Below are 24,093 nucleotides of genomic sequence, written 5' to 3' on the forward strand. Positions count from 1 at the left end.
AGCTGGGTAGCCATGTGCGGACGGGATAAGCGCTGAAAGCATCTAAGCGTGAAGCCCCCCTCAAGATGAGATTTCCCACAGCGTAAGCTGGTAAGACCCCTTATAGATGATGAGGTGGATAGGTTCGAGGTGGAAGCGTGGCAACACGTGGAGCTGACGAATACTAATCGGTCGAGGGCTTAACCAAAGATAGACTGGATATCCTGTGCGTCATGTTTCTTCTGATTCAGTTTTCAAGGTATAATAGAAAAACCCCCTTATCCAATCCAATTGCAAGCTGGATAAGGGGGTTTTTGTTACTAAGGGAACGTTTATGTAGAATACAAACCGATTCCCTGTCGCTCATATTTAATAACGTACGATTTTTTTTCGTTTTTCCATTTCTGTATACGTAATACTGTAACGATCCGAGGTATACTAAGCGTAATATGGTAACTGAGCATTAAAAAGCCGTATTGTACGCTCCACCATGCTGTAACCAACAAGCTGACAGCCGTGCCGATAGAGAAAAACATCCACTCAATTTGCTGGTAATTGGAGATGGATAAAGGTAATTTTGTCCTCCATCCGCCCCAAGGAGATAAAAACCCATCAATGTGCCAACACATTGGAAGCGATGAGACAAAGCAGTAAAGGAAGAATGAAATTCCCTGAAGTATCCATATGATTATAAAATATCCAAAGGAATATAATAGGTGCTGGCTTGTAGCATTAAAGTATCGTTCGGCGACAAAAAGCAGGAAAAATATAAGTAAGGCCTGTAAAATCATCATGGACGGCTTCCAACGGTAGCGGTAATGAAGGGTATGGCTGTAGATTGTTGACTTTTCCTTTTCCAGTCTTCCTTTATCATTTTTTTCCTGTATCAATTCTTAATACCTTCCTTAAATAATGTACAAATTCTTGCTGAAGATAAGCAGGCTACTATTTTCTTTATCGGAAAAGGAGTGGGGATTTTGTATGATAAAATAGACCCCGAGATTATTGTACCTTTAGCTACCCCTGACGGTATTAAGGCCATCATTTTAGGAGTAAAAAGTATTCGTCCAAAAGAAGTAACACGGTTGCGACGTTCTTTAAGCAGAATGAATGTGCCTTTGCTTATGATGCCGGTTAAAGAGGCCCAAGTAGTAAAAAATGTATATTGTTTTTATCGCCTTGGTCTTTTGCAGGAAACGGAATTATATCAGCACTGCCAAGAACACGGGGCTGATTTTATTATGGTGCGCAGGGCTTTGGGGTTAGATCCCGCTATTGGACAGACAAGGGAACAGGAGAATGGAGAGTTGATTCTTAATTGGTTATTGAAGACCGCTTCCTTATTTTTTGCTTTTCGAATTGAGCGTGATTTTAACAAAAAAAGTGTTGGAAACGTTTCGTTAGGTGTCTGGGGAAATGCGGAGACTCCATTCGTGTATGAAGCGGTTACATCCTTACACTTCTTAGGGGCTGATATTCATTTATTTTCTATGCATGATGAAGATAAAGACGACATGAAATTTCCCTGTATTTTGTATCAGGACAAATGGAGGGCGCTTCAAGGAGTCGATGCGCTTATCATTTTAGAAAAACAGCAAGCTTTCGTTTCGATACCTGTTAAAGAATGGTATATAAGAAGAAGTTTGATGAAACAAAACATTGTAATTGATGTTTGTAATTTATATGAGCCGGAGGAAATGGAGCAAATAGGGTATCAATATATTAGTTTTGGCCGTTTTTATGTATAAAAATAAAAAGAATAGGGAAAAATAGCTGAAAAAAGATGAAGGTGATAATTGATGACGGAGCAGGAAGACCATAGCTGCATTGTATGTGGTCATGAGGAAGAACGAGGAATCTTTATTTTTCGATCATTTGTCTGCCATCGGTGTGAACAGGAGATCATAAAAACAGATGCTTCCGAAGATAGATATCATTTTTTTATTCGTCAAATGCGAAGAATATGGTTGAAACAAAACGCGTAAGCCCTTCTTGAAATCAAGGAGGGTTTCTTTTATGGTGAGAATTGGGACAGACGAAGGGGGAAATCATGATGAACCATACAATTGCGCCGCTATACGCAGCGCTTTGCGCATACGAGAGAAACAGGCATATATCACTGCACGTACCCGGACATAAAGATGGGAACGTATTTGATAAGGAAGCGGACAATCATTTCTACTCCATTTTAAAAATAGACGCAACAGAAGTGAGCGGGCTTGATGATCTTCACCATCCTGCCGAAGTTATTGCCGAGGCACAGGAGATGGCTGCGGATGCTTTCGGTGCCGCTGAAACATTTTTTCTTATCGGAGGCTCCACGGCGGGCAATCTTGCCGCTGCTCTTACGCTATGTGCTCCTGGAGATACGATCCTTGTCCAGCGCAATGCTCATAAATCGATCTTTAATGGTTTGTTGCTGGCTGGCGCGCGCCCGGTGTTTATTACGCCTTATACTGAACCGGATACACAGGTAGCGACAGGAATCAGTGCAACACATGTAAAAGTAGCCCTTAAGAAATATCCGAGTGCCAAAGCGGTCTGGATTACCAATCCTAATTATTACGGTATGGGACAAAATGTGGCAGAAATTGCGGAAGCTTGCCATCAAGCGGGAATCCCGCTCATTGTAGATGAAGCGCATGGTGCCCACTTTAGTCAGGCATTGAATGTTCCAGATTCTGCTTTAAAAGCAGGAGCTGATTTGGTCGTTCAATCAACGCATAAAATGCTTCCTGCCATGACTATGGCGTCCATGCTGCACATACAGGGAACCCGCATTCCACGAGAAAAATTGAAACGGGTACTTTCAATGATACAGTCAAGTAGCCCTTCGTATCCGTTGATGGCTTCGCTGGATGTGGCACGCCGCTATCTTGTGACAAAAGGAAGGAAACAATTAGTCGCTACAGTAGAAAAGCTTGAACAAGCTCGGCTCGATCTTACTAGGAAACTTGAGTATCTTTTTATCTGGTCCGAAATAGATGGGAAAACGGTATATACTCGTGACCCGTTAAAATGGGTGCTGACAAGCCGCCATTTTAACGTTACCGGGTACCAGTTACTTGAATGGCTGGAGGAAATGGGGATTGTAGCTGAGATGGCAGATCTGCGTAATGTTGTCCTTGTTTTTCCCATTCATAATGAGGTGACTCAAATAGAAAAGGTCATAAACGCCGTTTTGCAACTTGAAAAGAAGCTGGCTAACATGCCGGGAGAAAGACGGACACGGAACCGTACCAACGCTTTTTTTACGAGACCTGGGCGATTGGTTAAGCCATCGATCTCTTTGCAGGAAGCCTTCCATTTCCATAAAAAACGCGTGCCGCTTGAACAAGCCATTGGATGGTGCAGCGCGGAAATGGTCATTCCTTACCCGCCTGGTGTTCCGCTGCTTGTACCCGGGGAAAAAATTACCGAAGAACATGTTAATATCATACAGGAGATAAAATGGGCAGGAGGGTATTTTCAGGGGACGTCCGATGAAACAGTAGAGGAAATCTTTGTACTGGTCAGCCTGTAGTTTTTTGTATATGATAACATCATACGAAATAAGGGAGGAGTGCGCCGTTGAAGGGTTGCTTTGTCACATTTGAAGGGGCTGACGGAGCGGGCAAGACTACACAAATTAAGCTATTGTACGAGTTTCTCCGTGAACAGGGCCACAATGTTCTACTGACCCGGGAGCCTGGGGGCACAGGCATTAGCGACAGCATCCGGGCGCTGCTCTTAGATCCGAAAAACAGCGAGATGAGGCACCAAACTGAAGTGTTGTTATATGCTGCGTCGCGGGCTCAGCATGTCCGTGAAAAAATTATTCCGGCGCTGGAAGAAGGAAAAATTGTATTATGTGATCGATTCGTTGATGCCAGTCTAGCGTATCAAGGCTACGGCCTTGGGCTGCCGCTGGAAGAAATCATAAATATTAACCAGTTTGCTACTGGTGGATTGACACCGGATATAACGTATTTTTTGGATCTACCAGCAGAGATTAGCCGCGAGCGTTTAAAGCAGCGTTTTGCAGCTTATAAGGGACCGGATCGTATTGAAAGTAAACCGGCTGAATATCATCAAAAAGTAAGACAAGGGTTTGCGGAAATCTGTCGTAAATACGCGGATAGAATTGTAAAAATCAACGCGGCGCGCAGCATTGAGACAATACAGAAAGAAGTGCGCGATCATTTTCTACATTATCTGACAAATAGACAGTAACGCTTTCCCTTTTCACAATAGGCCAGCGGAAAAAGCTGATTTAGTAGTAACAAATAAAGTAAAGAAAAGGGTGGATTTCATGCGAATTGGGGAAAATATGCCGCTCGACAAAATACAGGGGGTTGAACCGAAGCAGAAGGTGTTGCCTCAGTATTACGTCGAATTTGACGAGGTTATGCAGTTCCAAAGCGGACAATTGGACATAGAGAAATTCAACAGACTCATCGAAAAAATTGACAGGCAGGGAGAGCGGTTAGCCCGTTCCCGCACGATTAAAGATTTGAAAGAATATAAAGCGCTTGTCAAAAGCTTTATGGAAGAGGTGGTCAAACACGGGGTCGCGTTGGAAGAACGCCACGGTTTTAACCGTCGCGGCCGCAGCAAGGTATATAAAATGATTACCGAGGTTGATAAAAAGCTTACGGAAGTAACGGATGCCGTATTGAAAAAAGAGAAGAAGAGTATCAGCATTTTAGATACAATAGGCGAAATTCGGGGCCTGCTTATTAATATGTACATGTAAGCAAACCAAACGAAAGAAGTGTGGATTGGTACCATGTGGAGCGAGTTTCCAGCGCAAAAACAGGTCGCTGAACTATTACATCGCAGCCTAAAACATAATCGTTTATCGCACGCATATTTGTTCTCTGGCCCTAAAGGGGCGGGCAAAAAGAAAGTGGCTAAACATTTCGCCAAGGCTATTTTTTGTCTGAAGCAGAATGGAGATAGTTGCGGCATATGCAAAAATTGCCGTTTGATTGAAGAAAAAAATCATTTTGACGTCCATTGGATTGAACCGGAGAGAAACATCATTCGAATTAAGCAAGTTGAGGACTTGCAGAAAAAATTCTCCTACAGGGCGGCAGAGTCCAGCCATAAAGTATATATTATGGATGAAGCCGACAAAATGAACCAGGAAGCCACCAACAGACTGCTGAAATTTCTCGAAGAACCTCCGCAGGGGGTTGTTGCCATTCTATTAACCAGTCGAATACAGGATATTCTTCCTACTATTCTTTCCCGCTGTCAGATTATTACATTTGCAGCTCCCTCGCCTGAAATCATTGCCAAAGAACTCGAGCAAGCGGGCGTAAAGCCTGGTCTGGCTCGCGCTGCAGCGCAGCTCGCCAACGATGTTGAAGAGGCACGTAGACTTTGTGAAACAGAATCGTTTGCGCAGTTGAGAAGCCTAGTGATACAATTAAGTGAGGACATCCTTGAAAGGGGCACATATGCCCTTGTCACCATTCATGATAAGTTTCTCAAACAAGAGAAGGCGACTGACAAAATCGACCTGTTTCTTGATTTGTTTTTGCTCTGGTTTCGTGATTTGTTGTTTTTTTCACTGGGAAAAGAATCCCAGATTACGAATAAAGATCAGATGGAGCCCATTCAGAAACAGGCACTGCGTATGAGTCAGCGTAGACTTGTGGATGGAATGGGGACAATCCTGGTAACAAAAAACAGGCTTACGCATTATGCGAACCTGCAGTTATCCTTGGAAGATATGGTGCTTCGTCTGCAGGAGGGATAACATTTTGTTTGATGTTGTAGGTGTCCGCTTTAAAAAAGCGGGGAAGATATATTATTTTGATCCTGGTGATTTCTCGATTGAAATCAACGATTTTGTGATTGTGGAGACCGCGCGAGGCGTGGAGTATGGGCAGGTGGTTATCGGGCGTAAGCAGGTGGACGAAAATGATGTTGTCCTACCACTGAAAAAAGTATTGCGCATTGCTGATGAGCAGGACCGTTTTCAGGTGGAAGAAAACAAGCGGCTGGCAAAGGAAGCGTTTGGCATCTGTCAGGAGAAGATTGCTGCGCACAACCTAGAAATGAAGCTGGTCGATGTGGAATATACGTTTGACAAGAACAAAATCATCTTCTACTTTACGGCAGAAGGACGTGTCGATTTTCGTGAACTCGTCAAAGATTTAGCCGCTATTTTCCGCACGCGTATTGAGCTCCGCCAGATTGGTGTTCGTGATGAAGCGAAGATGCTTGGCGGAATAGGGCCTTGTGGTCGCATTCTCTGCTGCTCCACGTTTCTCGGCGATTTCGAACCGGTGTCCATCAAGATGGCGAAAGACCAGAATTTGTCGCTGAATCCTGCGAAGATTTCCGGTTTGTGTGGACGGCTTATGTGCTGTCTCAAATATGAAAGCGATAACTATGAGAGCGCGAAAGAAGAGCTTCCGGACATAGGAAAAGAAGTGGTGACAGCGATGGGGTATGGTCGTGTTGTCGGTCTTAACATCTTGGAGAAAAAAGTTCAGGTGGATCTATATGAAGCGGAGCGAATTATGGAACTGCCTTTTGAAGAGATTAGCGTAGTGGAGAAGGTGCAGTAGAGAACAACTGAGGTGGGGATTGTGAACAAACAAAGCATGTTTCACCAGCTCGCTTTGATTGAGGAAAAGGTCGGAGGGCTATACGAGGAGATCGGCCACTTGAAGAACGCGATGCTGGAGCTTATGGAAGAAAATAAAAATCTCTTGCTCGAGAATCAACACCTTAGGGAGCGGTTGCAGCAGCGGGAAATCGAACTGGAAAAGAAGGAAAAGCTCCAGAGCAGTGTCATAAAGACGCGAAAGGATAAAAAGAAAAGGTTGGTTGTCGGTGAAGGATATGATAACCTGGCACGTTTGTACCAGGAAGGTTTCCATATCTGCAACGTGCATTACGGAAGTGTACGCACGGATGGAGATTGCTTGTTTTGCCTAGCTTTTTTAAATAAACAAGGATAACGGAAACGACCCGAGTTGTACGCGGGTCGTTTTTTAAACACTTTTCATTTTTGGCGAGCATAAGCCTCCGAATTTTTCTCATTCATAGAAAGGAACTCTTATGGTAGAAAATGTAAGGTTGTATTCGGATGAACGAATTGATGATTTGCTAACCAAAGATATGAAAATTATTCAGAGTAAACAAGTATTCTGCTTTTCGCTTGATGCCGTGCTGCTGGCCCGCTTTGCTTCTCTTCCGATAAAAAGGGGTCGGATTATTGATTTATGTACCGGCAACGGCGTCATTCCTCTGTTGTTAAGCGTGCGTACAGAATGTCCGATTGATGCCGTAGAGATACAAGAGAGGCTTTACGATATGGCGAAGCGCAACGTGGCGCTGAATGGGTTAGAAGACAGAATTACAATTTATCATGGGGATGTAAAAGAGGCACTCACATTTCTGCGGAATGGGAGTTATGACGCCCTGACATGTAATCCACCGTATATGCCGGTTGTTGGTGGGGAGAAAAATAAAAGCAGCCATGTAGCAATCGCACGCCATGAAATCTTACTGACGCTTGAAGAAGTGATTCGCATAAGCAGCAAGCTAGTTCGCCCAGGCGGCAAAGTAGCATATGTACACCGTGCCGGACGTTTGGGAGATTTAATGACGTTGATGCGTAAATACCGTATCGAACCGAAACGGATTCGGCTCGTCTATCCAAAACCAGGGATGGAAGCCAACATGGTATTAATTGAAGGAATTCGGGACGGAAAACCTGATGTAAAAGTACTTCCACCATTGATCGTTTATAAAGAGAACGGGGAATACTGTGACGAAATTCATTCGATTTATTATGGCGACAGGAAGGAGGAGTAGGTATGTTTGTACAGAAAAGCTTTGCTTCCGGCGATCATGACGGAAAGGGCAAGCTATATCTTGTAGCAACTCCTATAGGCAATATGGATGATATGACCATTCGTGCCATTCGCGTGCTTCAGGAAGTGGATATTATCGCAGCGGAGGACACCCGGCAGACACGCAAGTTGCTTAACCATTTTGAAATTGGGACGCGACTTATTAGTTATCATGAACATAATAAAGCAGCTAGTGGGCCGGAAATTATTCGCTTATTAAAAATAGGAAAATCGATAGCGCTTGTAAGCGACGCTGGGCTTCCGGCGATCTCAGATCCGGGGCAAGAGTTGGTTCGAGATGCGGTTGACGAATCCATTCCTGTAATCCCCGTACCGGGAGCAAACGCCGGGCTGTCCGCGTTGATTGCCTCCGGACTGTCGACAGATCGTTTTTTGTTCCGTGGTTTTCTTCCGCGTGATAACAAGGAGCGCCGGAAGGAACTAGAGCGACTTCGTTCATATCCAGAAACGCTTATTTTCTATGAAGCGCCGCACCGTATCATTAAAACTTTGGCTGAAATAAGGGAAGTGCTTGGTGAACGCAAAGTGGCGCTAGGGAGAGAATTAACGAAGCGCTATGAAGAATTTGTGCGGGGAGAGATAATGGAAGTGCTTGATTTTCTGAACGAGCAGGAGGAAATCCGCGGCGAATTTACCGTTATCGTAGAAGGAAATGAAGGAGAACAGGGAGCAGGCCAGTTAGAGCAATGGTGGCAAGGACTCGACATTGTATCCCATGTAGATGTTTATATTGAAAAAGGGTTGACGAAGAAGGAGGCGCTGAAGCAAACAGCAGAAGAACGTGGACTTCCTAAGCGGGAAGTGTACAACGCTTATCATCAGAAAGAAAAATAAGCTTCCCGATTGTTAGGAAGCTTATTTTTCTTCATTTATGTTATGCTTTTTGCGTGGGTATTTCAGATATGCAGGAACCACAGATAATTTTTCCTTTGTACGTTATCGTATTTTCTGTGCTTCCACAGAAGATGCAGGCTGGCTCGTATTTTTTTAACATGATGCGTTCGCCGTCAACATAAATTTCAAGAGCGTCTTTTTCTCCAATACCCAATGTACGACGGAGTTCGATTGGAATTACGACACGACCTAATTCATCTACTTTTCTTACAATACCAGTTGATTTCATGTTTACTATATCTCCTCTCGTAATTACCCGAATTTATTCATTATTTTTATCGTCAAAATTCGACATACTTTCTTTATCACTATCCTAACAGCATTTTTCGATGAGGTCAACCATTTACTGGGATTATACTATAAAAAAATCTCAATATATGTAAAAAAATACTAATAAAGGAAATATAGTGTTTAAAATGTAATATATGTATAAAATATATAACAGTATATAAGACTGAATTTATTTTAAATTTATACCTTATTTTAAAATAATACAAAAATATTCTGTGAAATAGATAAATCTTGATGCAGATTTTTCGACAAAAACACAAACACTCGTAGTTATTAATTCGACAAAAAAGGGAATAAAAGGATAATATAGTGAGGGATTAACATAAGACTTGACGAAGACTGACAGGTAAGGTATAGAATAAAAGGAAAAGGAAATCATATATTATGGATAATATATGCAAAACGATGATGGGAAGAGTAATCGCGTGTACTTTTTACAGAGAGCCGGGATGGGTGGAAACCGGTAAAAGGAGCGGGATGAAGATGGCCCCGGAGTTTTTGCTTTCGAGCGCATGATGCGTTAGGGGGCAACGTTTCCCGCGTTACGGGATTGAGCCTGTCTTCTTTTGACTGGAAAGCTAGGAAGACAGGGAATTTGGGTGGTACCACGAGAGCTTCTCGTCCCATATGGGGATGGGGAGCCTTTTTTCATAGAAAGCGAGCGGGCAGTGCTCGCAAGTTTTCTTCCTCATTTTTTTGGTGAAAGGATGAGTAAGATGAGTAAACCAACGTATTACATTACATCACCGATTTATTACCCGAGCAATACGCTTCATATCGGAAATGCTTATACGACAATCGCCTGCGACGCGCTGGCCCGTTATAAGCGTTTACGTGGATACGACGTGTTTTATCTCACAGGCACGGACGAGCATGGACAGAAGCTGCAGCAACGCGCCGCGCAGGAAGACAAGCAACCGTTGGAATTTATTGATCCGATTGTTGATTGGATTAAGGACTTATGGGAACGCCTTGATATTTCCTATGACGATTTCATTCGTACTACCCAGAAGCGTCATAAAGATGCCGTGCAGAAGATCTTCCAAAAGCTTGTTGATAAAGGCGATATCTACCTAGGCGAATACGAAGGTTACTACTGTGTGCCTTGTGAAGCGTTTTGGACGGAGCATCAGTCGAAAAAGGATGGAGAACATATTTGTCCAGATTGTGGACGCCCAATTTCGCTTGTGAAAGAAAAAAGTTATTTCTTTCGTATGTCGAAATACCAAGATCGGCTTTTGAAATACATCGAAGAGCATCCGGAGTTTATTCAGCCAGAGTCCCGCCGCAATGAGATGGTAAATAACTTCCTTAAGCCGGGTCTGGAAGACTTGAGCGTATCCCGCACATCATTCGACTGGGGCATTAAGTTGCCGAACGACCCTGAGCACGTTATCTATGTCTGGATTGATGCGCTGACGAACTATATTACCGCGCTAGGATATATGAGCGAAGATGACACGAAATTTAACAAATATTGGCCGGCTGATGTCCATATGATCGGTAAGGACATTCTTCGCTTTCACACGATTTATTGGCCAATTATTCTAATGGCGCTTGACTTGCCATTACCGAAGAAGGTATTTGGTCATGGTTGGCTGCTTATGCCAGATGGAAAAATGTCGAAATCGAAAGGCAATGTTATCGATCCAAAATTTTTGATCGAACGTTACGGTTCCGACTCGATTCGCTACTTCCTGTTGCGTGAAATTCCGTTCGGTCAAGATGGCGTATTCACGCCGGAAGCATTTATCCAGCGTTTGAACTTTGATCTAGCGAATGACCTTGGCAATTTGGTGAGCCGGACGGTAGCGATGATTGAGAAATATTTTGAAGGCGTGCTTCCGGCTCCGACCGCGCCGGAAATGGTGGATGAAAACCTGCGCAATGTGGCGCGTCAAGCAGTTACTGGTCTCGAAGAGCACATGGACGAAATGCGGTTTGGCGGTGCGTTGAACAGCCTATGGGATCTGGTGAGCCGCACAAATAAATATATTGATGAAACAACGCCATGGGTGCTGGCAAAAGATGAAGCCAATAAAGAACGCCTTGGTACAGTTATGTACAATCTGGCGGAAAGCATTCGTATTATTTCTATTGCTTTGCAACCGTTTATGACACATGCACCGCGCAAAATTTGGGCGCAGCTGGGTATTACGGGAAATGAAGATATTACAAGCTGGGAGTCGGCAAAAGAGTGGGGAGCGCTTCCGGCCGGCATAAAAGTAAACAAGGGTGATGCGTTATTCCCACGCCTTGATCTGGAAAAAGAAATTGCCGTTATTGATGAGACAACGGCAGCAGCGCGTAAACAGGCGGAAGAAAATAAGAAAAAGAAGGAACAGGCGCAAGCTAAAACAGAAGAGAAGCCAGCCGTACCCGAAATCAATATCGATGACTTTATGAAAGTGGAATTACGCGTGGCGCAGGTTATCGAAGCGGAAAAAATTCCGAAAGCAGATAAATTGTTGAAGCTGCAACTGGATCTCGGCTATGAAAAACGCCAGGTCGTATCCGGTATTGCCAAGCATTACAGTCCGGAAGACCTTATCGGCAAGAAAGTGATCTGCGTCACTAACCTTAAACCGGTAAAGCTGCGTGGTGAAATGTCGAATGGAATGATTTTGGCCGCATCTGAAGGAGACAAACTCACTCTTGCGACCGTTCCTGACAGCATGCCGAACGGGGCGATTGTAAAATAGGTGTCTGGACCCAAAAGGAGGCTGTTATAGTGCTGTTTGATACACACGCCCATTTGAATGATGAGAAATTCAATGAAGATAGGGATGCCACAATTACCCGTGCACGGGAAAGCGGTGTTTCTTACATTTGCAATATCGGGTACAACCGGGAGACGATTCGTACGTCTCTCGAGTTGGCCCATAAATATGACTTTATCTACACTGCCATTGGCTGGCACCCTCAGGATGCCAAAACGTTGACAGATGAAGATCTTGAATGGATTGAGAACTTGGCACGCGAAGAGGAAAAAGTGGTAGCTATCGGCGAAATTGGGCTGGACTATTATTGGGATACATCACCGAAAGATGTGCAGCAGGAAGTATTCCGCAAGCAGATTCGCCTTGCCAAAAAATTGCAGCTTCCAATCATTATTCATGATCGGGAAGCGCATCAGGATATTGTTCATATTTTGCGTGAGGAAAAAGCGGAAGAAGTAGGCGGGATTATGCACTGCTTTTCTGGTAGCTCAGAAATGGCCCGGCAATGCATAGATATGAATTTCTACATTTCGCTTGGTGGGCCGGTTACGTTCAAAAATGCTAAGAAGCCAAAAGAAGTGGCGGAATGGGTGCCGCTTGACCGGCTATTGATTGAAACGGACTGTCCGTATTTAACGCCGGAACCATACCGCGGCAAGCGCAATGAGAGTGGATATGTACGGTATGTCGCCGAAAAAATCGCAGAGATCAAAAATATTTCTTTCGAAGAATTAGCTCAAATTACGACAGAAAATGCTAAAAAATTATTCCATATTCAGGAATAGTCGAAGCATTTCTAAGATTTTCTGCCTCAAGTATATCAACGGTTGAGAGATTTTTTTGGGTCTTTTATCCCATTGAAATTCTGCAAGATTTGTAGAACCTCATGTAAAAAACTGGTTTGACAAATTTTCAGAGGATCGTCTACAATGACTCTCAACCGTTTAAGGAGGCAGATAGACTTTGGAACAAAATCATATTCAGTTGGATTTTTGGAAGAATCGTATGTGGATTCTTCTGGCCGCTGTTGCGATGATTGTTATCGTAAGTCTTGTGTTTTTGTTTAATTCATGGAAAACAAAGAAGATTACTTTCATAAATGATGGCAAAGTAATGACCGTAAAAACCAAATCTAAAACGTTGGGAGATTTTCTGGCTGAGAAAGGGATAACGCCGGGGAAGTTCGATGAATTGAATTTCGGAATGGAGACGGTGTTGACGGATGGTATGGAGGTAAAATACATACCGGCAAGAAAAGTAACAATTAACGTAGCGGGTCAGAAGAAGCAAGTGATGACGGTAAAACGCCAGGTCAAAGATATTCTGGCGGAACAAAAAATCAGGCTTGGGCCGCTGGACAGAGTAGAACCGGCGTCTGGTCAGGCTGTAAAAGAGAACCAAACAGTGACGGTCACAAGAATCACCAAGAAGATCGTGAACAATGAGAAAACGGTAGCCTTCAGTACAAAAGAGCGTAAGGATAACACAATGCCGCAGGGAGAGCGAAAAGTTATCCAACAAGGCCAGCAGGGAAAAATTTTGGAACGGTATGAGGTTGTTTATGTCAATGGCAAGCTGGCTTCTAAGAAGCTTGTCGATTCCGAGGTGCTGCGCGACTGGAAAGACCATATCGTAGCCGTTGGAACGATGCGGATGATAGCTGCGTCACGTAGTGGCTCTAGACTGGAGGGAGGAGACTTTACTCCACGCAGAACGCTGCGCGTTAGAATGACTGCATATTCGCCGCATGCATCTTCAACCGGCAAGAATCCGGGCGATGCGGGATACGCGATTACCGCCACGGGAGCGACCGCGGAAGAGGGAAGAACCATTGCAGTAGACCCGGATGTCGTACCTCTTGGCTGGTGGGTTTATATTGAAGGGTACGGTTTTCGTAAAGCTGAAGACACTGGGGGCGCTATCAAAGGCAACCGTATGGATTTGTTTTTTGAATCCGAACAGGAAGCCCAAGACTTTGGCGTCCAGTACAAAACGGTGCATGTTATCGGTCCTAAAAAACCAAATTAATTGTATGATACAAGCAGGGGAAAACGGGTTTTTCCCTGTCTTTTTTGTGAAAAGAGGAAATAGATGTGATGATTAAAGAAGTCATTGTAGTTGAAGGCAAATCTGATACTGTTGCGATTAAACGAGCGGTTGAGGCGGATACAATCGAAACGGGCGGTTCGGCTATTCCTGAGCGGGTAATTGACCGAATTCGCAGAGCGCAAAAGACAAGGGGCGTCATTATTTTCACTGACCCCGACTATCAGGGGGAGCGGATTCGCAAAATTATTAGTCAGGCCGTTCCCGGCTGCAAGCATGCGTTTATTAGAAAGGCCGACAGCCAGGGCAAACGGAATTTGGGTGTAGAGTACGCGTCACCGGAAGCGATCCGCAAAGCGCTGGCGGAGGTACGTACAGAAGCGGAGGCGCCTAAAGAACAAATCACAATAGAGGATATGATTGATGCTGGCTTGATCGGTGGTGCACAGGCAAAGGAACGTCGCATACTGTTAGGAGAAAAACTGGGGATTGGCTACGCCAATGCCAAACAGCTTCACAAGAGGCTTTTAATGCTGCAAATTACGCTGGAAGAATTTGCGGAAGCGCTGGCTTGGGTGGAGGCACAGGAGGAACGGAAATGACCATACGCGATATTGCAACACCAACAAGAACCAAAGAAATTCTGAAAAAGTACGGGTTTTCTTTCAAGAAAAGCTTAGGACAAAATTTCTTAATCGATTTAAATATTCTGAGTAAAATTGTGGCTGCGGCCGAGCTTACGAAAGAAAAAGGCGTACTCGAAATCGGCCCCGGTATTGGTGCATTGACCGAACAGCTTTCCCGGCAAGCGGGACAAGTGGTGGCGATCGAAATTGATCAGCGCCTGCTACCGATTCTCAAGGACACGTTGTCTTCATATCCACATACGGAAGTCATTCACGGTGACGTACTCAAAATGGATGTAAAGTTGTTAATCAAAGAAAAATTTAAAGAGCAAAAAAAGGTTAGCGTTGTGGCGAATTTGCCGTACTATGTCACTAGTGCGATTTTGATGAAGTTACTGGAAGAGAGGCTGCCGCTTGAAAATATTGTCGTAATGGTTCAAAAGGAAGTGGCAGAAAGAATTTCCGCGTCTCCTGGTAGCAAAGCGTATGGTGCGTTGACCGTGCTGGCACAGTTCTACGCAGAAGCGGAAATAATTACCGTTGTGCCACATAGCGTCTTTATTCCGCAGCCAAATGTCGATTCTGCGGTATTGCGCCTTCGCATTCGGGAACGGCCAGCTGTTGAGGTGGTAAGCGAAGCAATATTTTACCGCGTAGTGAAAGCAAGCTTTGCGCAACGTCGCAAAACTCTTTCGAACAACCTTATGAACAATTTATTTGGCAAAGATAAGAAAGAGAAAATGCTGCAGGTGCTTAAGGAAGCGGGAATTGATCCGGCAAGACGCGGGGAAACGCTGTCGATTGAGGAATTTGCCCGGCTAAGCAACATCATAGCCCATGCGTTTGAGGGGCAATAAAAGGCGAACCCTTTTTCCCGGCAAGCATACGATGTGAGGAAAAGGGGGTTTTTTATGTTTCCCAGTCAGAAATTGCGTGTCGGGGATATTGTGGCTCGGAAGTCGCACGGATGTGATTTATTGTTTCAAATTGTTGATATTAATCAGGAAAAAGGCACATGCTCGCTCATTGGTTTGGATTACCGTCTGATGGCAGATGCACCGCTCAGCGATCTTGTAAAGGTAACAGAAGAGGAAATCGCAAAAATACGGAGCAAATCTGAGCAGAAACATATTGAAGCAATGCGAATGATTGAGCAAGAACGACGCTCTGCACGTGAGAGGAATATGTGGCGCCAGGTAAATTATATAAAGGAAATGGGTGGTTCATTTGATTGGCCGGGCAAAGTGCTTCATGTTGATGGAGACAAAAATTATTTGAAGAAATGTTTAACTGTATATGAGCAATTAAAAGTACCTGCTGTCGGCTATCATATTCCAGAAAAAGATTTCCCTCAACAAATTATTTCTATGCTGGAAAAGCACCAGCCGGATATTTTGGTGCTAACCGGACATGATGCTTTACAGAGCAAGCGCGGGCCGGCGGATGATTTGAATAGCTACCGTAATTCCAAATATTTTGTCCAGGCGGTAGAAAAAGCTCGGATGTTTCAGCAGGGCAAAGACAGCCTTATCATCTTCGCGGGAGCTTGCCAGTCCTATTTTGAAGCTATTTTAAACGCGGGCGCCAATTTTGCCAGTTCACCCAAGCGTATTAACATCCATACTCTCGATCCTGTATACATAGCCGAAAAGGTGGCGTATACATCGATTCAGCAATCCGTAAACATATTTGAGATGGTCAAGAATACGATTACCGGAATCGAGGGTGTAGGAGGTATCGAAACAAAAGGTTGCTTTCGTTTCGGGATTCCGAAGCCGCATTAACACTCCATACGCCTGAAATTATAGGATTATTGGGTCGTTAGCGTCCATCTTTCATCCCACGATGAAAACCGTGGGATGAAAGAAAGCGTTGCTTTATAAAGCACAACCTTTTTCTTATTTTTTTGATTTTTAAGATTTATAAGCGCTTTCTTGATAAAAAATTGTTGACAGCTTTTCTGTAGTCTTGCTATAATTTTCAATTTATTTGACATACTATAATGGTGGTGATATACTTACATATAGTGAGGTGGTCTGAATGGCGAGAAATACGTTACACGATATAAAACGTAGTTTAGATAATCACATTGGAGAACGGATTTTACTCCGTGCCAATGGCGGACGTCGTAAGACCGTGGAAAGAACGGGTGTACTGGAAGAAACATACCCGTCAGTGTTTATTGTGAAGTTGGATGAGGACAAACATGCTTTTGAGCGTGTGTCATACAGTTATGCGGATGTGCTTACAGAGACGGTGGAACTTACCATTTGCCGTAACAATGAACATATTCGCATTTCGCTTGAACAGTAATATACAGTAGGATTTTATATCCTGCTGTTTTTTATTTTGCTTTCTTACGTATACTATGCGTACGGGAAATAAAGGGGGCTGTATGTACATGGCACGCAGACGAGGGATTATGTCGGACAGACTCAAGTATGAGTTGGCTAAAGACCTTGGATTTTATGAAACGGTTCAGCGGGAGGGCTGGGGCGGCATCACGACCCGCGACGCGGGGAATATGGTGAAGCGGGCCATCCAGCTGGCCGAAGAAGCGCTTGCAAAACAGAATCCCGGCAAATAACATTTTTCCCGACCAAGGCCAGGCAATGTATGCCTGGCCTCTTCATATTATGCGTATTATATTGCTTCCACGTGGAAAAGGGAAGCGATTAATGCTAAAATAAGCAAAGCATAAAGTGGAAGGGAAGAAAGAATTGGTGAACGATGTTTACCTTATGATAAAAGCTCCGGCAAAAATTAATTTAACGCTGGATGTATTGGCAAAGCGTCCGGACGGCTACCATGAGATTGAAATGGTAATGACGACAATCGACTTAGCCGATCGATTGACCATTTACCCGCGGAAGGAAGACAAAATTACGCTTGATTGTAACGTAAGCTACTTGCCTCTTGATGAGAGAAATCATGTATACCAGGCAGCCCGGCTGGTAAAAGAACGTTTTGGCATTAAGCGTGGGGTTCATATTTATATTGACAAGCAGATTCCGATTGCAGCTGGCCTTGCGGGCGGAAGCAGCGATGCGGCAGCTACTATCAAAGGATTGAATCGCTTGTGGAATCTGAATATGAGCATGGCGGAGATGGCCGAGCTAGGCTCGCATATTGGTTCTGATGTTTCTTTTTGCGTGTATGGAGGAACTGCATTGGCACGTGGGCGAGGCGAGAAAATTGAACCGTTGCCGTGTCTGCCCCCTTGCTGGGTCATTTTAGCAAAGCCGCCTATTGGTGTATCAACCGCAGAAGTGTACGGAGCATTACGGGTGGAGGAACTGAAAGAAAGGCGAAAGTCCAGTGAAATGATTGCGGCGATTCGTCAGGGGGATTTTGTCGGTGTATGTCGCGCGTTGAACAATCATTTAGAAGCAGTGACGCTGAAAATGCATCCTCAGGTACGTCAGATTAAAGAAAGAATGTATCGTTTTGGTGCAGATGGTGTTTTAATGTCGGGAAGCGGTCCAACGGTGTTTGCGCTGACGGAGCATGAATCGCGCATGAACCGGGTTTATAATGGACTGCGTGGTTTTTGTAAGGAGGTATATGCCGTGCGTATTTTAGGAGAAAATAACGGGTAGCACTTGCGTAAATCCGTACATAAGTGGTATATTCACTTCATAATATTCGGTTTTTAATACGGAGGAGCGTACGTAGATGAAAAAGTTAAGGAGAAGTGCACGGCTGGTAGATATGACGCAGCACTTGCTGGCTCGTCCCCATAAATTAATTCCGCTAACTTTTTTCGCGGATCAATACGGAGCTGCAAAATCATCAATTAGCGAGGATTTGTCAATCATTAAAGAATTGTTTGAGTTAGAAGGAGTCGGACTGCTAAAGACAGTTGCAGGAGCAGCGGGCGGAGTGAAGTACATTCCGATGATGAACGCTACGGAAGCACGAACTGTTGTAGAGGATTTGTGCGAAATGCTGAAAAGTCCGGGCCGTTTGCTGCCAGGTGGCTATCTTTACATGGCTGATTTGCTAGGGGAGCCGGAAGCATTGTCCAAAATTGGTAAAGTATTTGCTTCCGTTTTCGCGGAAGCGGAGGCCAATTATGTGATGACAGTGGAAACAAAAGGAATTCCACTGGCATATGCCACAGCACATTACTTAAACATTCCGGTTGTGATTGTACGCCGTTATAGCAAGGTGACTGACGGCTCCGTAGTAAGTATTAACTATGTATCCGGTTCAAGCAAACGCATTCAGACGATGTCTCTTGCCCGCCGTGGATTGCCTGAGCATTCTAAAGTTCTCATTATTGACGACTTCATGAAGGCTGGTGGCACCATTCGGGGAATGATGGATTTGTTGGAAGAATTTAAGGCTGAAGTAGTAGGTGTTGGCATTTTTATGGAGACGGCTAATGTAAAAGAGCGTTTGGTGGATGATTATATTTCGCTGCTGCGGATGACGGAAGTAGATGTGCGCGATAAAGAAATTCGTCTTGAATTAGGAAATTATTTTAAAAAAGAAATATGAATGAATGTTGGAGGGATCTTCATGGAACAAATTTCTACTAATCAAGCTCCAGCGGCCATTGGCCCTTATTCTCAAGCCGTGAAGGTAGGAAACTTTATTTATACGTCAGGCCAAATTCCGTTAACACCCGAAGGCGAATTAGTAACAGGTGACATTGTAGCCCAAACGCATCAAGTATTCGCTAATCTGAAGGCTGTGCTGGCGGCAGCTGGCGCTACGTTGAATAATGTAGTAAAGGTAACCGTTTTTGTGAAAGACATGAACGACTTTGCCACTATTAACGAAATTTATGCAGAATACTTCGGCGAGCATCGTCCAGCTCGTTCTCTCGTTCAAGTAGCACGGTTGCCAAAGGATGTTTCCCTAGAAATTGAAATGATAGCAGCAGTATAAGATAAATAACATGTCAATAGGGTAAAATGCTGAAATTGTAAAAAACTTAAAAAATTTTTGTGGATATAGAAGGATTTTTTTCCACCTTTGTTGAATTACAGTTATCAAGCTTCTGATAATTGGTAAAAGGTGGTGAGCAGACATGGAAGTGACGGACGTAAGACTTCGTCGCGTAAACACGGATGGTCGCATGAAAGCGATTTGCTCAATTACGATTGACAATGAGTTTGTTGTGCATGACATTCGTGTTATCGACGGAAACAACGGTATGTTTGTGGCCATGCCGAGCAAACGTACTCCAGAAGGAGAATTTCGCGACATCGCGCATCCTATCTCTTCGTCTACTCGCGAGAAAATTCAAGCTGCCGTATTGGCTGAATATGAGCGTGTAGGGAATAATAATACAGAAGAACTCGTGGAAGAAGGAGCTTAATTTTATGGTTTCAAAGGGGCCTTGCAGAGAGGGGCCCTTTTTCTTGTGGTATAGGAAAGTATATGTTTGGAAACTGGTAATCCCCCAGGAAAACAAATAGGTTGCAGAGGCAAGATAGGTACGACTACTCGCCTATTCCTTGAAAGGAAAAGGACGGGCTTGTTTTTGTCCCTCTTTTTCTCTGTATCTTGAAATAGGAAAGCAATTAAGATATAGTCATTGTGGAACTTATCAAAATGGGAGGATACCATGTCGGATAAATTTGCGGTTGTATTAGCTGCTGGTCAAGGAACACGAATGAAGTCGAAGCTGTACAAGGTACTGCATCCCGTTTGCGGTAAGCCAATGGTTCAGCATGTAGTTGACAGCCTTAAAGAGCTGGACATGGCTCGTATCGTTGTCGTGGTGGGGCATGGAGCTGACAAAGTAAAGGAACAGCTGGGAAATGCAGTTGAGTATGCAATGCAGGAAGAACAGCTGGGAACCGCTCACGCCGTGATGCAGGTAGCTCCAATTTTAAAAGGAAAAAAAGGAACGACGCTTGTTCTGTCCGGTGACGAGCCGCTAATCAGCTCTGAAACACTTTCTGCTCTGGTAGCTCATCATGAGGCAAAACAGGCTGCCGGAACAATTTTAACCAGAATTATGGACAACCCTACGGGCTATGGCCGCATTATTCGCGGTGAGGACGGGGCTGTGGAACGAATTGTCGAGCAAAAGGACGCGAATGAAGAGGAACAGCGCGTGAGAGAGATCAATACGGGCACGTATTGTTTTGATAATGAAAAGCTGTTTTCCGCTCTTGAGAAAGTTGATAATAATAATACGCAAGGCGAGTACTACCTAACCGATGTAATCGAGATCCTTAAAAAACAAGGCGAGCGTATTGAAGCATCTGTAACGGAAGAAATAACCATTGGTGTTAATGATCGGGTAGCGCTCGCAAAGGCGGAAGCGCTTATGCGAGAGCGCATTCTTACTAAACACATGAGAGAAGGCGTTACCATCATCGATCCATCCAGCACATATATTGAAACGGATGTGGTGATTGGGCGCGATTCTGTGATTTACCCGGGTACGTTGATTGGCGCTGGCACCGTTATCGGTGAGGAATGTATAATTGGTCCGCATAGTCAATTGAAGAACTGCCAGGTGGGCGACCGCGTGGAAATTAAGCACTCTGTGCTGATGGATAGTCGCGTGGACAGCGATGCCACGGTGGGTCCGTTTGCATATATTCGCCCGCATTCCCATATTGGTGAAGGGGCGAAAGTGGGTGATTTTGTCGAAATTAAGAATACGTCTCTGGGCAAAGGAAGTAAAGTTTCCCATCTTACGTACTTAGGTGACGCCGAAATCGGAGAGAATGTAAATGTTGGTTGCGGTACCGTTACAGTAAACTACGATGGTGTAAACAAGTACAAAACGATTGTTAAAGATCGTTCGTTCATTGGATGCAACGTAAATCTTGTAGCGCCGGTAACGGTAGGCGAAGGCGCGTATATAGCGGCGGGCTCCACAGTTACGACAGACGTTCCGGATGGGGCGCTGGCAATTGCCCGCGAACGCCAGATTAATAAAGAAGATTACGCAAAGAAAATTATAAAGAAATAAGTTATGAAAGGTATGGAGGTTTAACAGGAGTATGGCGAATTATCGCGACCCAAAGTTAAAGGTATTTACTTGTAATTCTAATCCGGCTTTGGCGAAAGAAATCGTAGATCATATTGGTCTTCCAATGGGAAATGCGCAAGTTGTTCATTTTAGCGACGGTGAAGTACAGATTAAACTGAATGAGAGTGTACGTGGTGCTGACGTATTTGTCATTCAATCCACCTGCGCGCCCGTAAACGAACATGTGATGGAACTTCTTGTTATGGTGGACGCGCTGAAGCGTGCTTCAGCAAAGAGTATCAACGTGGTCATGCCTTATTATGGATATGCCCGTCAAGATCGCAAAGCGCGGGCGCGTGACCCGATTACGGCAAAATTAGTGGCGAATTTGATTGAAACGGCCGGAGCGCACCGCGTGATTACAATGGACCTCCATGCCACGCAGATTCAGGGATTTTTTGATATTCCAGTGGATCATCTGCTTGGGGTGCCGATCCTTGCTAAGCATTTTATTGAGAAAAAACTGGAAGATATCGTTGTTGTATCTCCAGACCATGGTGGTGTGACGCGTGCGAGAAAACTTGCTGAGCGTCTAGAGGCACCAATCGCCATCATTGACAAACGCCGCCCGGAACCGAACGTAGCGGAAGTAATGAATATTGTCGGTAATATTGAAGGTCGTACAGCAATTATTATCGATGACATCATTGATACAGCAGGAACCATTACGCTGGCGGCGAACGCTTTGATGGAAGCGGGAGCCAAAGCGGTATATGCTTGCTGTACGCATCCGGTATTATCTGGCCCGGCCATTGAGCGCATTCAAAATTCCAGCATTAAAGAACTGATTGTAACGAACACAATCCCGCTTGGATCTGAAAAGCAAATCGATAAAATTAAAGTACTATCTGTAGCACCGATTATCGGAGAAGCGATCATTCGCGTACACGAAGAATTATCGGTAAGCAAGCTGTTCGATTAATTTTTTCCTTGTTTTGTGATTGATCCCTTCTTTTATTGGGTAAGGTAGATAATGATATTGCTATGAACCTTACAATAGGAGGGGATAATAATATGGCAATGGAATTGAAAGCTCAAAAAAGGAAATTGGGATCGCACTCGATTCTAACAGAGTTACGCGGCAAAGGCCAAATTCCTGCCGTCTTATACGGAGATGGTAAGGAGAGTGAGCCGATTGCGGTTGAAGAACGTGAATTTATCCAGATTGCTAATCGTCAGGGATTACATCACGTCATCAAGCTAAATGTAGATGGAATTTCTTACAATGTCATGGTTAAAGACGTACAGAGCGACCCAATTAAAAATAAAGTGCTCCATTTGGATTTCAACAAGATAAATATGAACGAAAAAATTGACACCACCGTGGTGGTTGTCCTCGAAGGAGAGGCCGAAGGCGTAAAGAACGGCGGCGTCTTACAGCATATGTTGCGTGAGCTAACGATCAGTTGCTTGCCTAGCGAAATTCCGGATAAAATTACCTTTAATGTTGAACATTTGCAAATTGGCGATTCGGTGACGGTAAGCGATCTTACTGTCCCAGATGGTATCGAAGTGAAGCATGAAGGTGATGAAGTGGTGCTGAGTATTGTGCCGTCGCAGGCTCAGCCAACAGACATAGCCGCTGAAGAAGCCGAAGCGGACGCAGGAGCGGCGGATAGAACCGATGCAGAGAATAGCTCCGGCGACACGGCGCCGGATAGAGGATAAACGTTGCGAAAAAGCGTAACCGGTCGGTTGCGCTTTTTCAATGTTATAAAATAAGGGGAGAATGGTATGAAAATAATCGTGGGGTTGGGAAATCCGGGCCAGCAGTATGAAATGACCAGACATAATGTTGGCTTTTGGGCCGTTGATCTTCTTGCGGAAGCGTGGGATATTCCGTTAAGAGAAGGAAAGTTCAAAGGATTGATTGGCGAAGGCAGGGTCGGAGGCGAGAAAGTGCTTCTTGTCAAGCCCTTAACATATATGAACTTGTCCGGCGAATGTGTTGGTTCGCTTATAAGTTTTTACAAGGTTGATCCAAAGGAAAGTTTGTTGGTGATTTATGATGATCTCGACTTACCATGCGGGAAAATTCGTCTGCGTACCAAAGGAAGTTCAGGCGGACATAACGGGATGAAATCGTTGATTGCTCATCTGGGCACAGAAGAGTTCAAGCGTATTAAAATTGGTATCGGACGCCCTGCCCCAGGAAGAAAAGTCGCAGACTATGTGCTTTCCACATTTCCACCAGAGGAACTGGCCGAAGTGCAGGAAGCGGTTAAGAAATCAGCGGAAGCGGCGAAAACATGGATGGGTATGTCATTTTTGCGCGTGATGAATCAATTCAATTAATGAATCTATAAATGCACTGTATGTCACACTTACCTTCTGGAAAGAATAAGAATGAGCATATCGTATTTCCGGGAGGCATAAATATGAAGATACGATACATTTGTCCGCATTGCGGTATGTTGTATGCGGCCATCGACCATCCCGAAGCAACAGAAGAGCGCCTGGGGTTTCATTCCTTGACCCCCGATGAGAGGAAACATATAATTAGCTATGAAGCAAACGGGGATATTGTGGTAAGCATAACATGTGAATATTGTAGTGAAGCCATCCACCGTTATCCTGAGCTTACGTATCCTTTGCAATAAAGCAGACAGGGCCTTGGCTTTTGCGCTAAGGCTTATTTTTGCATTGATTTTATTTGT

28 protein-coding genes, 1 rRNA gene and 1 other annotated feature are annotated in these 24,093 nt (G+C 44.3%); of the genes, 28 read left to right on the forward strand and 1 reads right to left on the reverse strand.

From position 1 onward, the window contains the following. From BLR88_RS14680 to rsmI, 11 genes are all read left to right on the forward strand, one after another. A 23S ribosomal RNA gene (locus tag BLR88_RS14680) occupies positions 1 to 187 on the forward strand; the annotation flags it as partial. A 769-nt stretch (positions 188 to 956) separates the two neighbouring features. Further along, entirely contained in the window at positions 957 to 1,727 is a 771-nt protein-coding gene (locus BLR88_RS14690) for a hypothetical protein (protein WP_057897158.1), read from the forward strand. 51 nt (positions 1,728 to 1,778) lie between these two features. Further along, on the forward strand, positions 1,779 to 1,964 hold the full coding sequence (locus BLR88_RS14695; protein ID WP_057897157.1) for a sigma factor G inhibitor Gin: 186 nt from the start codon (positions 1,779 to 1,781) through the stop codon (positions 1,962 to 1,964). 65 nt (positions 1,965 to 2,029) lie between these two features. After that, a complete protein-coding gene (locus tag BLR88_RS14700) occupies positions 2,030 to 3,502 on the forward strand; it encodes an aminotransferase class I/II-fold pyridoxal phosphate-dependent enzyme (protein WP_091261041.1) in 1,473 nt (490 codons plus the stop codon). 47 nt (positions 3,503 to 3,549) lie between these two features. Next, positions 3,550 to 4,191, forward strand: coding sequence for a dTMP kinase (gene tmk / locus BLR88_RS14705; RefSeq protein WP_057897155.1), 642 nt, complete (start codon positions 3,550 to 3,552; stop codon positions 4,189 to 4,191). Between the two features lie 79 nt (positions 4,192 to 4,270). Next, positions 4,271 to 4,714: a YaaR family protein gene (locus BLR88_RS14710; RefSeq protein ID WP_236781930.1), complete on the forward strand. Its 444-nt coding sequence runs from the start codon at positions 4,271 to 4,273 to the stop codon at positions 4,712 to 4,714. Between the two features lie 33 nt (positions 4,715 to 4,747). Next, a complete protein-coding gene (holB, locus tag BLR88_RS14715) occupies positions 4,748 to 5,725 on the forward strand; it encodes a DNA polymerase III subunit delta' (protein ID WP_091261043.1) in 978 nt (325 codons plus the stop codon). 4 nt (positions 5,726 to 5,729) lie between these two features. After that, positions 5,730 to 6,542 (forward strand): PSP1 domain-containing protein, encoded by an 813-nt coding sequence (locus BLR88_RS14720; protein ID WP_057897153.1) that lies wholly within the window; start codon positions 5,730 to 5,732, stop codon positions 6,540 to 6,542. A 21-nt stretch (positions 6,543 to 6,563) separates the two neighbouring features. Beyond that, a complete protein-coding gene (yabA, locus tag BLR88_RS14725; protein WP_057897152.1) occupies positions 6,564 to 6,938 on the forward strand; it encodes a DNA replication initiation control protein YabA in 375 nt (124 codons plus the stop codon). Positions 6,939 to 7,038: 100 nt separating this feature from the next. Beyond that, a complete protein-coding gene (locus BLR88_RS14730; protein WP_057897151.1) occupies positions 7,039 to 7,797 on the forward strand; it encodes a tRNA1(Val) (adenine(37)-N6)-methyltransferase in 759 nt (252 codons plus the stop codon). A gap of 2 nt (positions 7,798 to 7,799) precedes the next feature. Then, positions 7,800 to 8,690: a 16S rRNA (cytidine(1402)-2'-O)-methyltransferase gene (gene rsmI / locus BLR88_RS14735; protein ID WP_057897150.1), complete on the forward strand. Its 891-nt coding sequence runs from the start codon at positions 7,800 to 7,802 to the stop codon at positions 8,688 to 8,690. A gap of 40 nt (positions 8,691 to 8,730) precedes the next feature. Here rsmI and BLR88_RS14740 read toward each other — a convergent pair whose 3' ends face one another. Further along, positions 8,731 to 8,979, reverse strand: coding sequence for an AbrB/MazE/SpoVT family DNA-binding domain-containing protein (locus BLR88_RS14740; protein ID WP_057897149.1), 249 nt, complete (start codon positions 8,977 to 8,979; stop codon positions 8,731 to 8,733). Between the two features lie 458 nt (positions 8,980 to 9,437). Continuing rightward, positions 9,438 to 9,670, forward strand: a binding site (T-box leader). An 87-nt stretch (positions 9,671 to 9,757) separates the two neighbouring features. Between BLR88_RS14740 and metG the strand changes: the two genes are divergently transcribed. The 17 genes from metG (at position 9,758) to BLR88_RS14825 (ending at position 24,036) form a co-directional block, all read left to right on the forward strand. Continuing rightward, on the forward strand, positions 9,758 to 11,743 hold the full coding sequence (gene metG, locus BLR88_RS14745) for a methionine--tRNA ligase (protein ID WP_409359907.1): 1,986 nt from the start codon (positions 9,758 to 9,760) through the stop codon (positions 11,741 to 11,743). Positions 11,744 to 11,772: 29 nt separating this feature from the next. Beyond that, the gene (locus BLR88_RS14750; RefSeq protein ID WP_057897148.1) at positions 11,773 to 12,546 is read left to right on the forward strand and encodes a TatD family hydrolase; all 774 of its coding nucleotides are present in this window, start codon (positions 11,773 to 11,775) and stop codon (positions 12,544 to 12,546) included. Between the two features lie 178 nt (positions 12,547 to 12,724). Further along, entirely contained in the window at positions 12,725 to 13,789 is a 1,065-nt protein-coding gene (locus BLR88_RS14755) for a 3D domain-containing protein (protein ID WP_057897147.1), read from the forward strand. 68 nt (positions 13,790 to 13,857) lie between these two features. Beyond that, complete coding sequence (rnmV, locus tag BLR88_RS14760; protein WP_175493645.1) at positions 13,858 to 14,409, forward strand: ribonuclease M5; 552 nt, start codon at positions 13,858 to 13,860, stop codon at positions 14,407 to 14,409. After that, positions 14,406 to 15,290: a 16S rRNA (adenine(1518)-N(6)/adenine(1519)-N(6))-dimethyltransferase RsmA gene (gene rsmA, locus BLR88_RS14765; RefSeq protein ID WP_057897145.1), complete on the forward strand. Its 885-nt coding sequence runs from the start codon at positions 14,406 to 14,408 to the stop codon at positions 15,288 to 15,290. Before rnmV ends, rsmA begins: the two co-directional genes overlap by 4 nt. A gap of 54 nt (positions 15,291 to 15,344) precedes the next feature. Then, entirely contained in the window at positions 15,345 to 16,217 is an 873-nt protein-coding gene (yabG, locus tag BLR88_RS14770; RefSeq protein WP_057897144.1) for a sporulation peptidase YabG, read from the forward strand. A gap of 256 nt (positions 16,218 to 16,473) precedes the next feature. Next, a complete protein-coding gene (gene veg, locus BLR88_RS14775; protein ID WP_057897143.1) occupies positions 16,474 to 16,746 on the forward strand; it encodes a biofilm formation stimulator Veg in 273 nt (90 codons plus the stop codon). An 88-nt stretch (positions 16,747 to 16,834) separates the two neighbouring features. Next, on the forward strand, positions 16,835 to 17,020 hold the full coding sequence (locus tag BLR88_RS14780; protein WP_057897142.1) for a small, acid-soluble spore protein, alpha/beta type: 186 nt from the start codon (positions 16,835 to 16,837) through the stop codon (positions 17,018 to 17,020). A 154-nt stretch (positions 17,021 to 17,174) separates the two neighbouring features. Beyond that, a complete protein-coding gene (gene ispE, locus BLR88_RS14785) occupies positions 17,175 to 18,032 on the forward strand; it encodes a 4-(cytidine 5'-diphospho)-2-C-methyl-D-erythritol kinase (protein ID WP_057900179.1) in 858 nt (285 codons plus the stop codon). A gap of 76 nt (positions 18,033 to 18,108) precedes the next feature. After that, complete coding sequence (purR, locus tag BLR88_RS14790) at positions 18,109 to 18,936, forward strand: pur operon repressor (protein WP_057897141.1); 828 nt, start codon at positions 18,109 to 18,111, stop codon at positions 18,934 to 18,936. Positions 18,937 to 18,957: 21 nt separating this feature from the next. Beyond that, positions 18,958 to 19,329 carry a RidA family protein gene (locus BLR88_RS14795; RefSeq protein WP_057897140.1) on the forward strand — a complete coding sequence of 124 codons (372 nt, stop codon included), beginning with the start codon at positions 18,958 to 18,960 and terminating at the stop codon, positions 19,327 to 19,329. A 142-nt stretch (positions 19,330 to 19,471) separates the two neighbouring features. Then, positions 19,472 to 19,762, forward strand: coding sequence for a septation regulator SpoVG (gene spoVG, locus BLR88_RS14800; protein WP_057897139.1), 291 nt, complete (start codon positions 19,472 to 19,474; stop codon positions 19,760 to 19,762). A 249-nt stretch (positions 19,763 to 20,011) separates the two neighbouring features. Beyond that, positions 20,012 to 21,376: a bifunctional UDP-N-acetylglucosamine diphosphorylase/glucosamine-1-phosphate N-acetyltransferase GlmU gene (gene glmU / locus BLR88_RS14805; RefSeq protein ID WP_057897138.1), complete on the forward strand. Its 1,365-nt coding sequence runs from the start codon at positions 20,012 to 20,014 to the stop codon at positions 21,374 to 21,376. A gap of 31 nt (positions 21,377 to 21,407) precedes the next feature. Next, entirely contained in the window at positions 21,408 to 22,358 is a 951-nt protein-coding gene (locus BLR88_RS14810; protein ID WP_057897137.1) for a ribose-phosphate diphosphokinase, read from the forward strand. A gap of 62 nt (positions 22,359 to 22,420) precedes the next feature. Further along, the gene (locus BLR88_RS14815) at positions 22,421 to 23,104 is read left to right on the forward strand and encodes a 50S ribosomal protein L25/general stress protein Ctc (RefSeq protein WP_082706137.1); all 684 of its coding nucleotides are present in this window, start codon (positions 22,421 to 22,423) and stop codon (positions 23,102 to 23,104) included. A gap of 66 nt (positions 23,105 to 23,170) precedes the next feature. After that, on the forward strand, positions 23,171 to 23,731 hold the full coding sequence (pth, locus tag BLR88_RS14820) for an aminoacyl-tRNA hydrolase (RefSeq protein ID WP_057897135.1): 561 nt from the start codon (positions 23,171 to 23,173) through the stop codon (positions 23,729 to 23,731). Positions 23,732 to 23,814: 83 nt separating this feature from the next. After that, a complete protein-coding gene (locus BLR88_RS14825) occupies positions 23,815 to 24,036 on the forward strand; it encodes an anti-sigma-F factor Fin (protein ID WP_057897134.1) in 222 nt (73 codons plus the stop codon). Positions 24,037 to 24,093: the final 57 nt, after the last annotated feature.

The sequence above is a fragment of the Aneurinibacillus thermoaerophilus genome (assembly GCF_900099925.1).
GTDB classification, from domain to species: Bacteria; Bacillota; Bacilli; order Aneurinibacillales; family Aneurinibacillaceae; genus Aneurinibacillus; species Aneurinibacillus thermoaerophilus.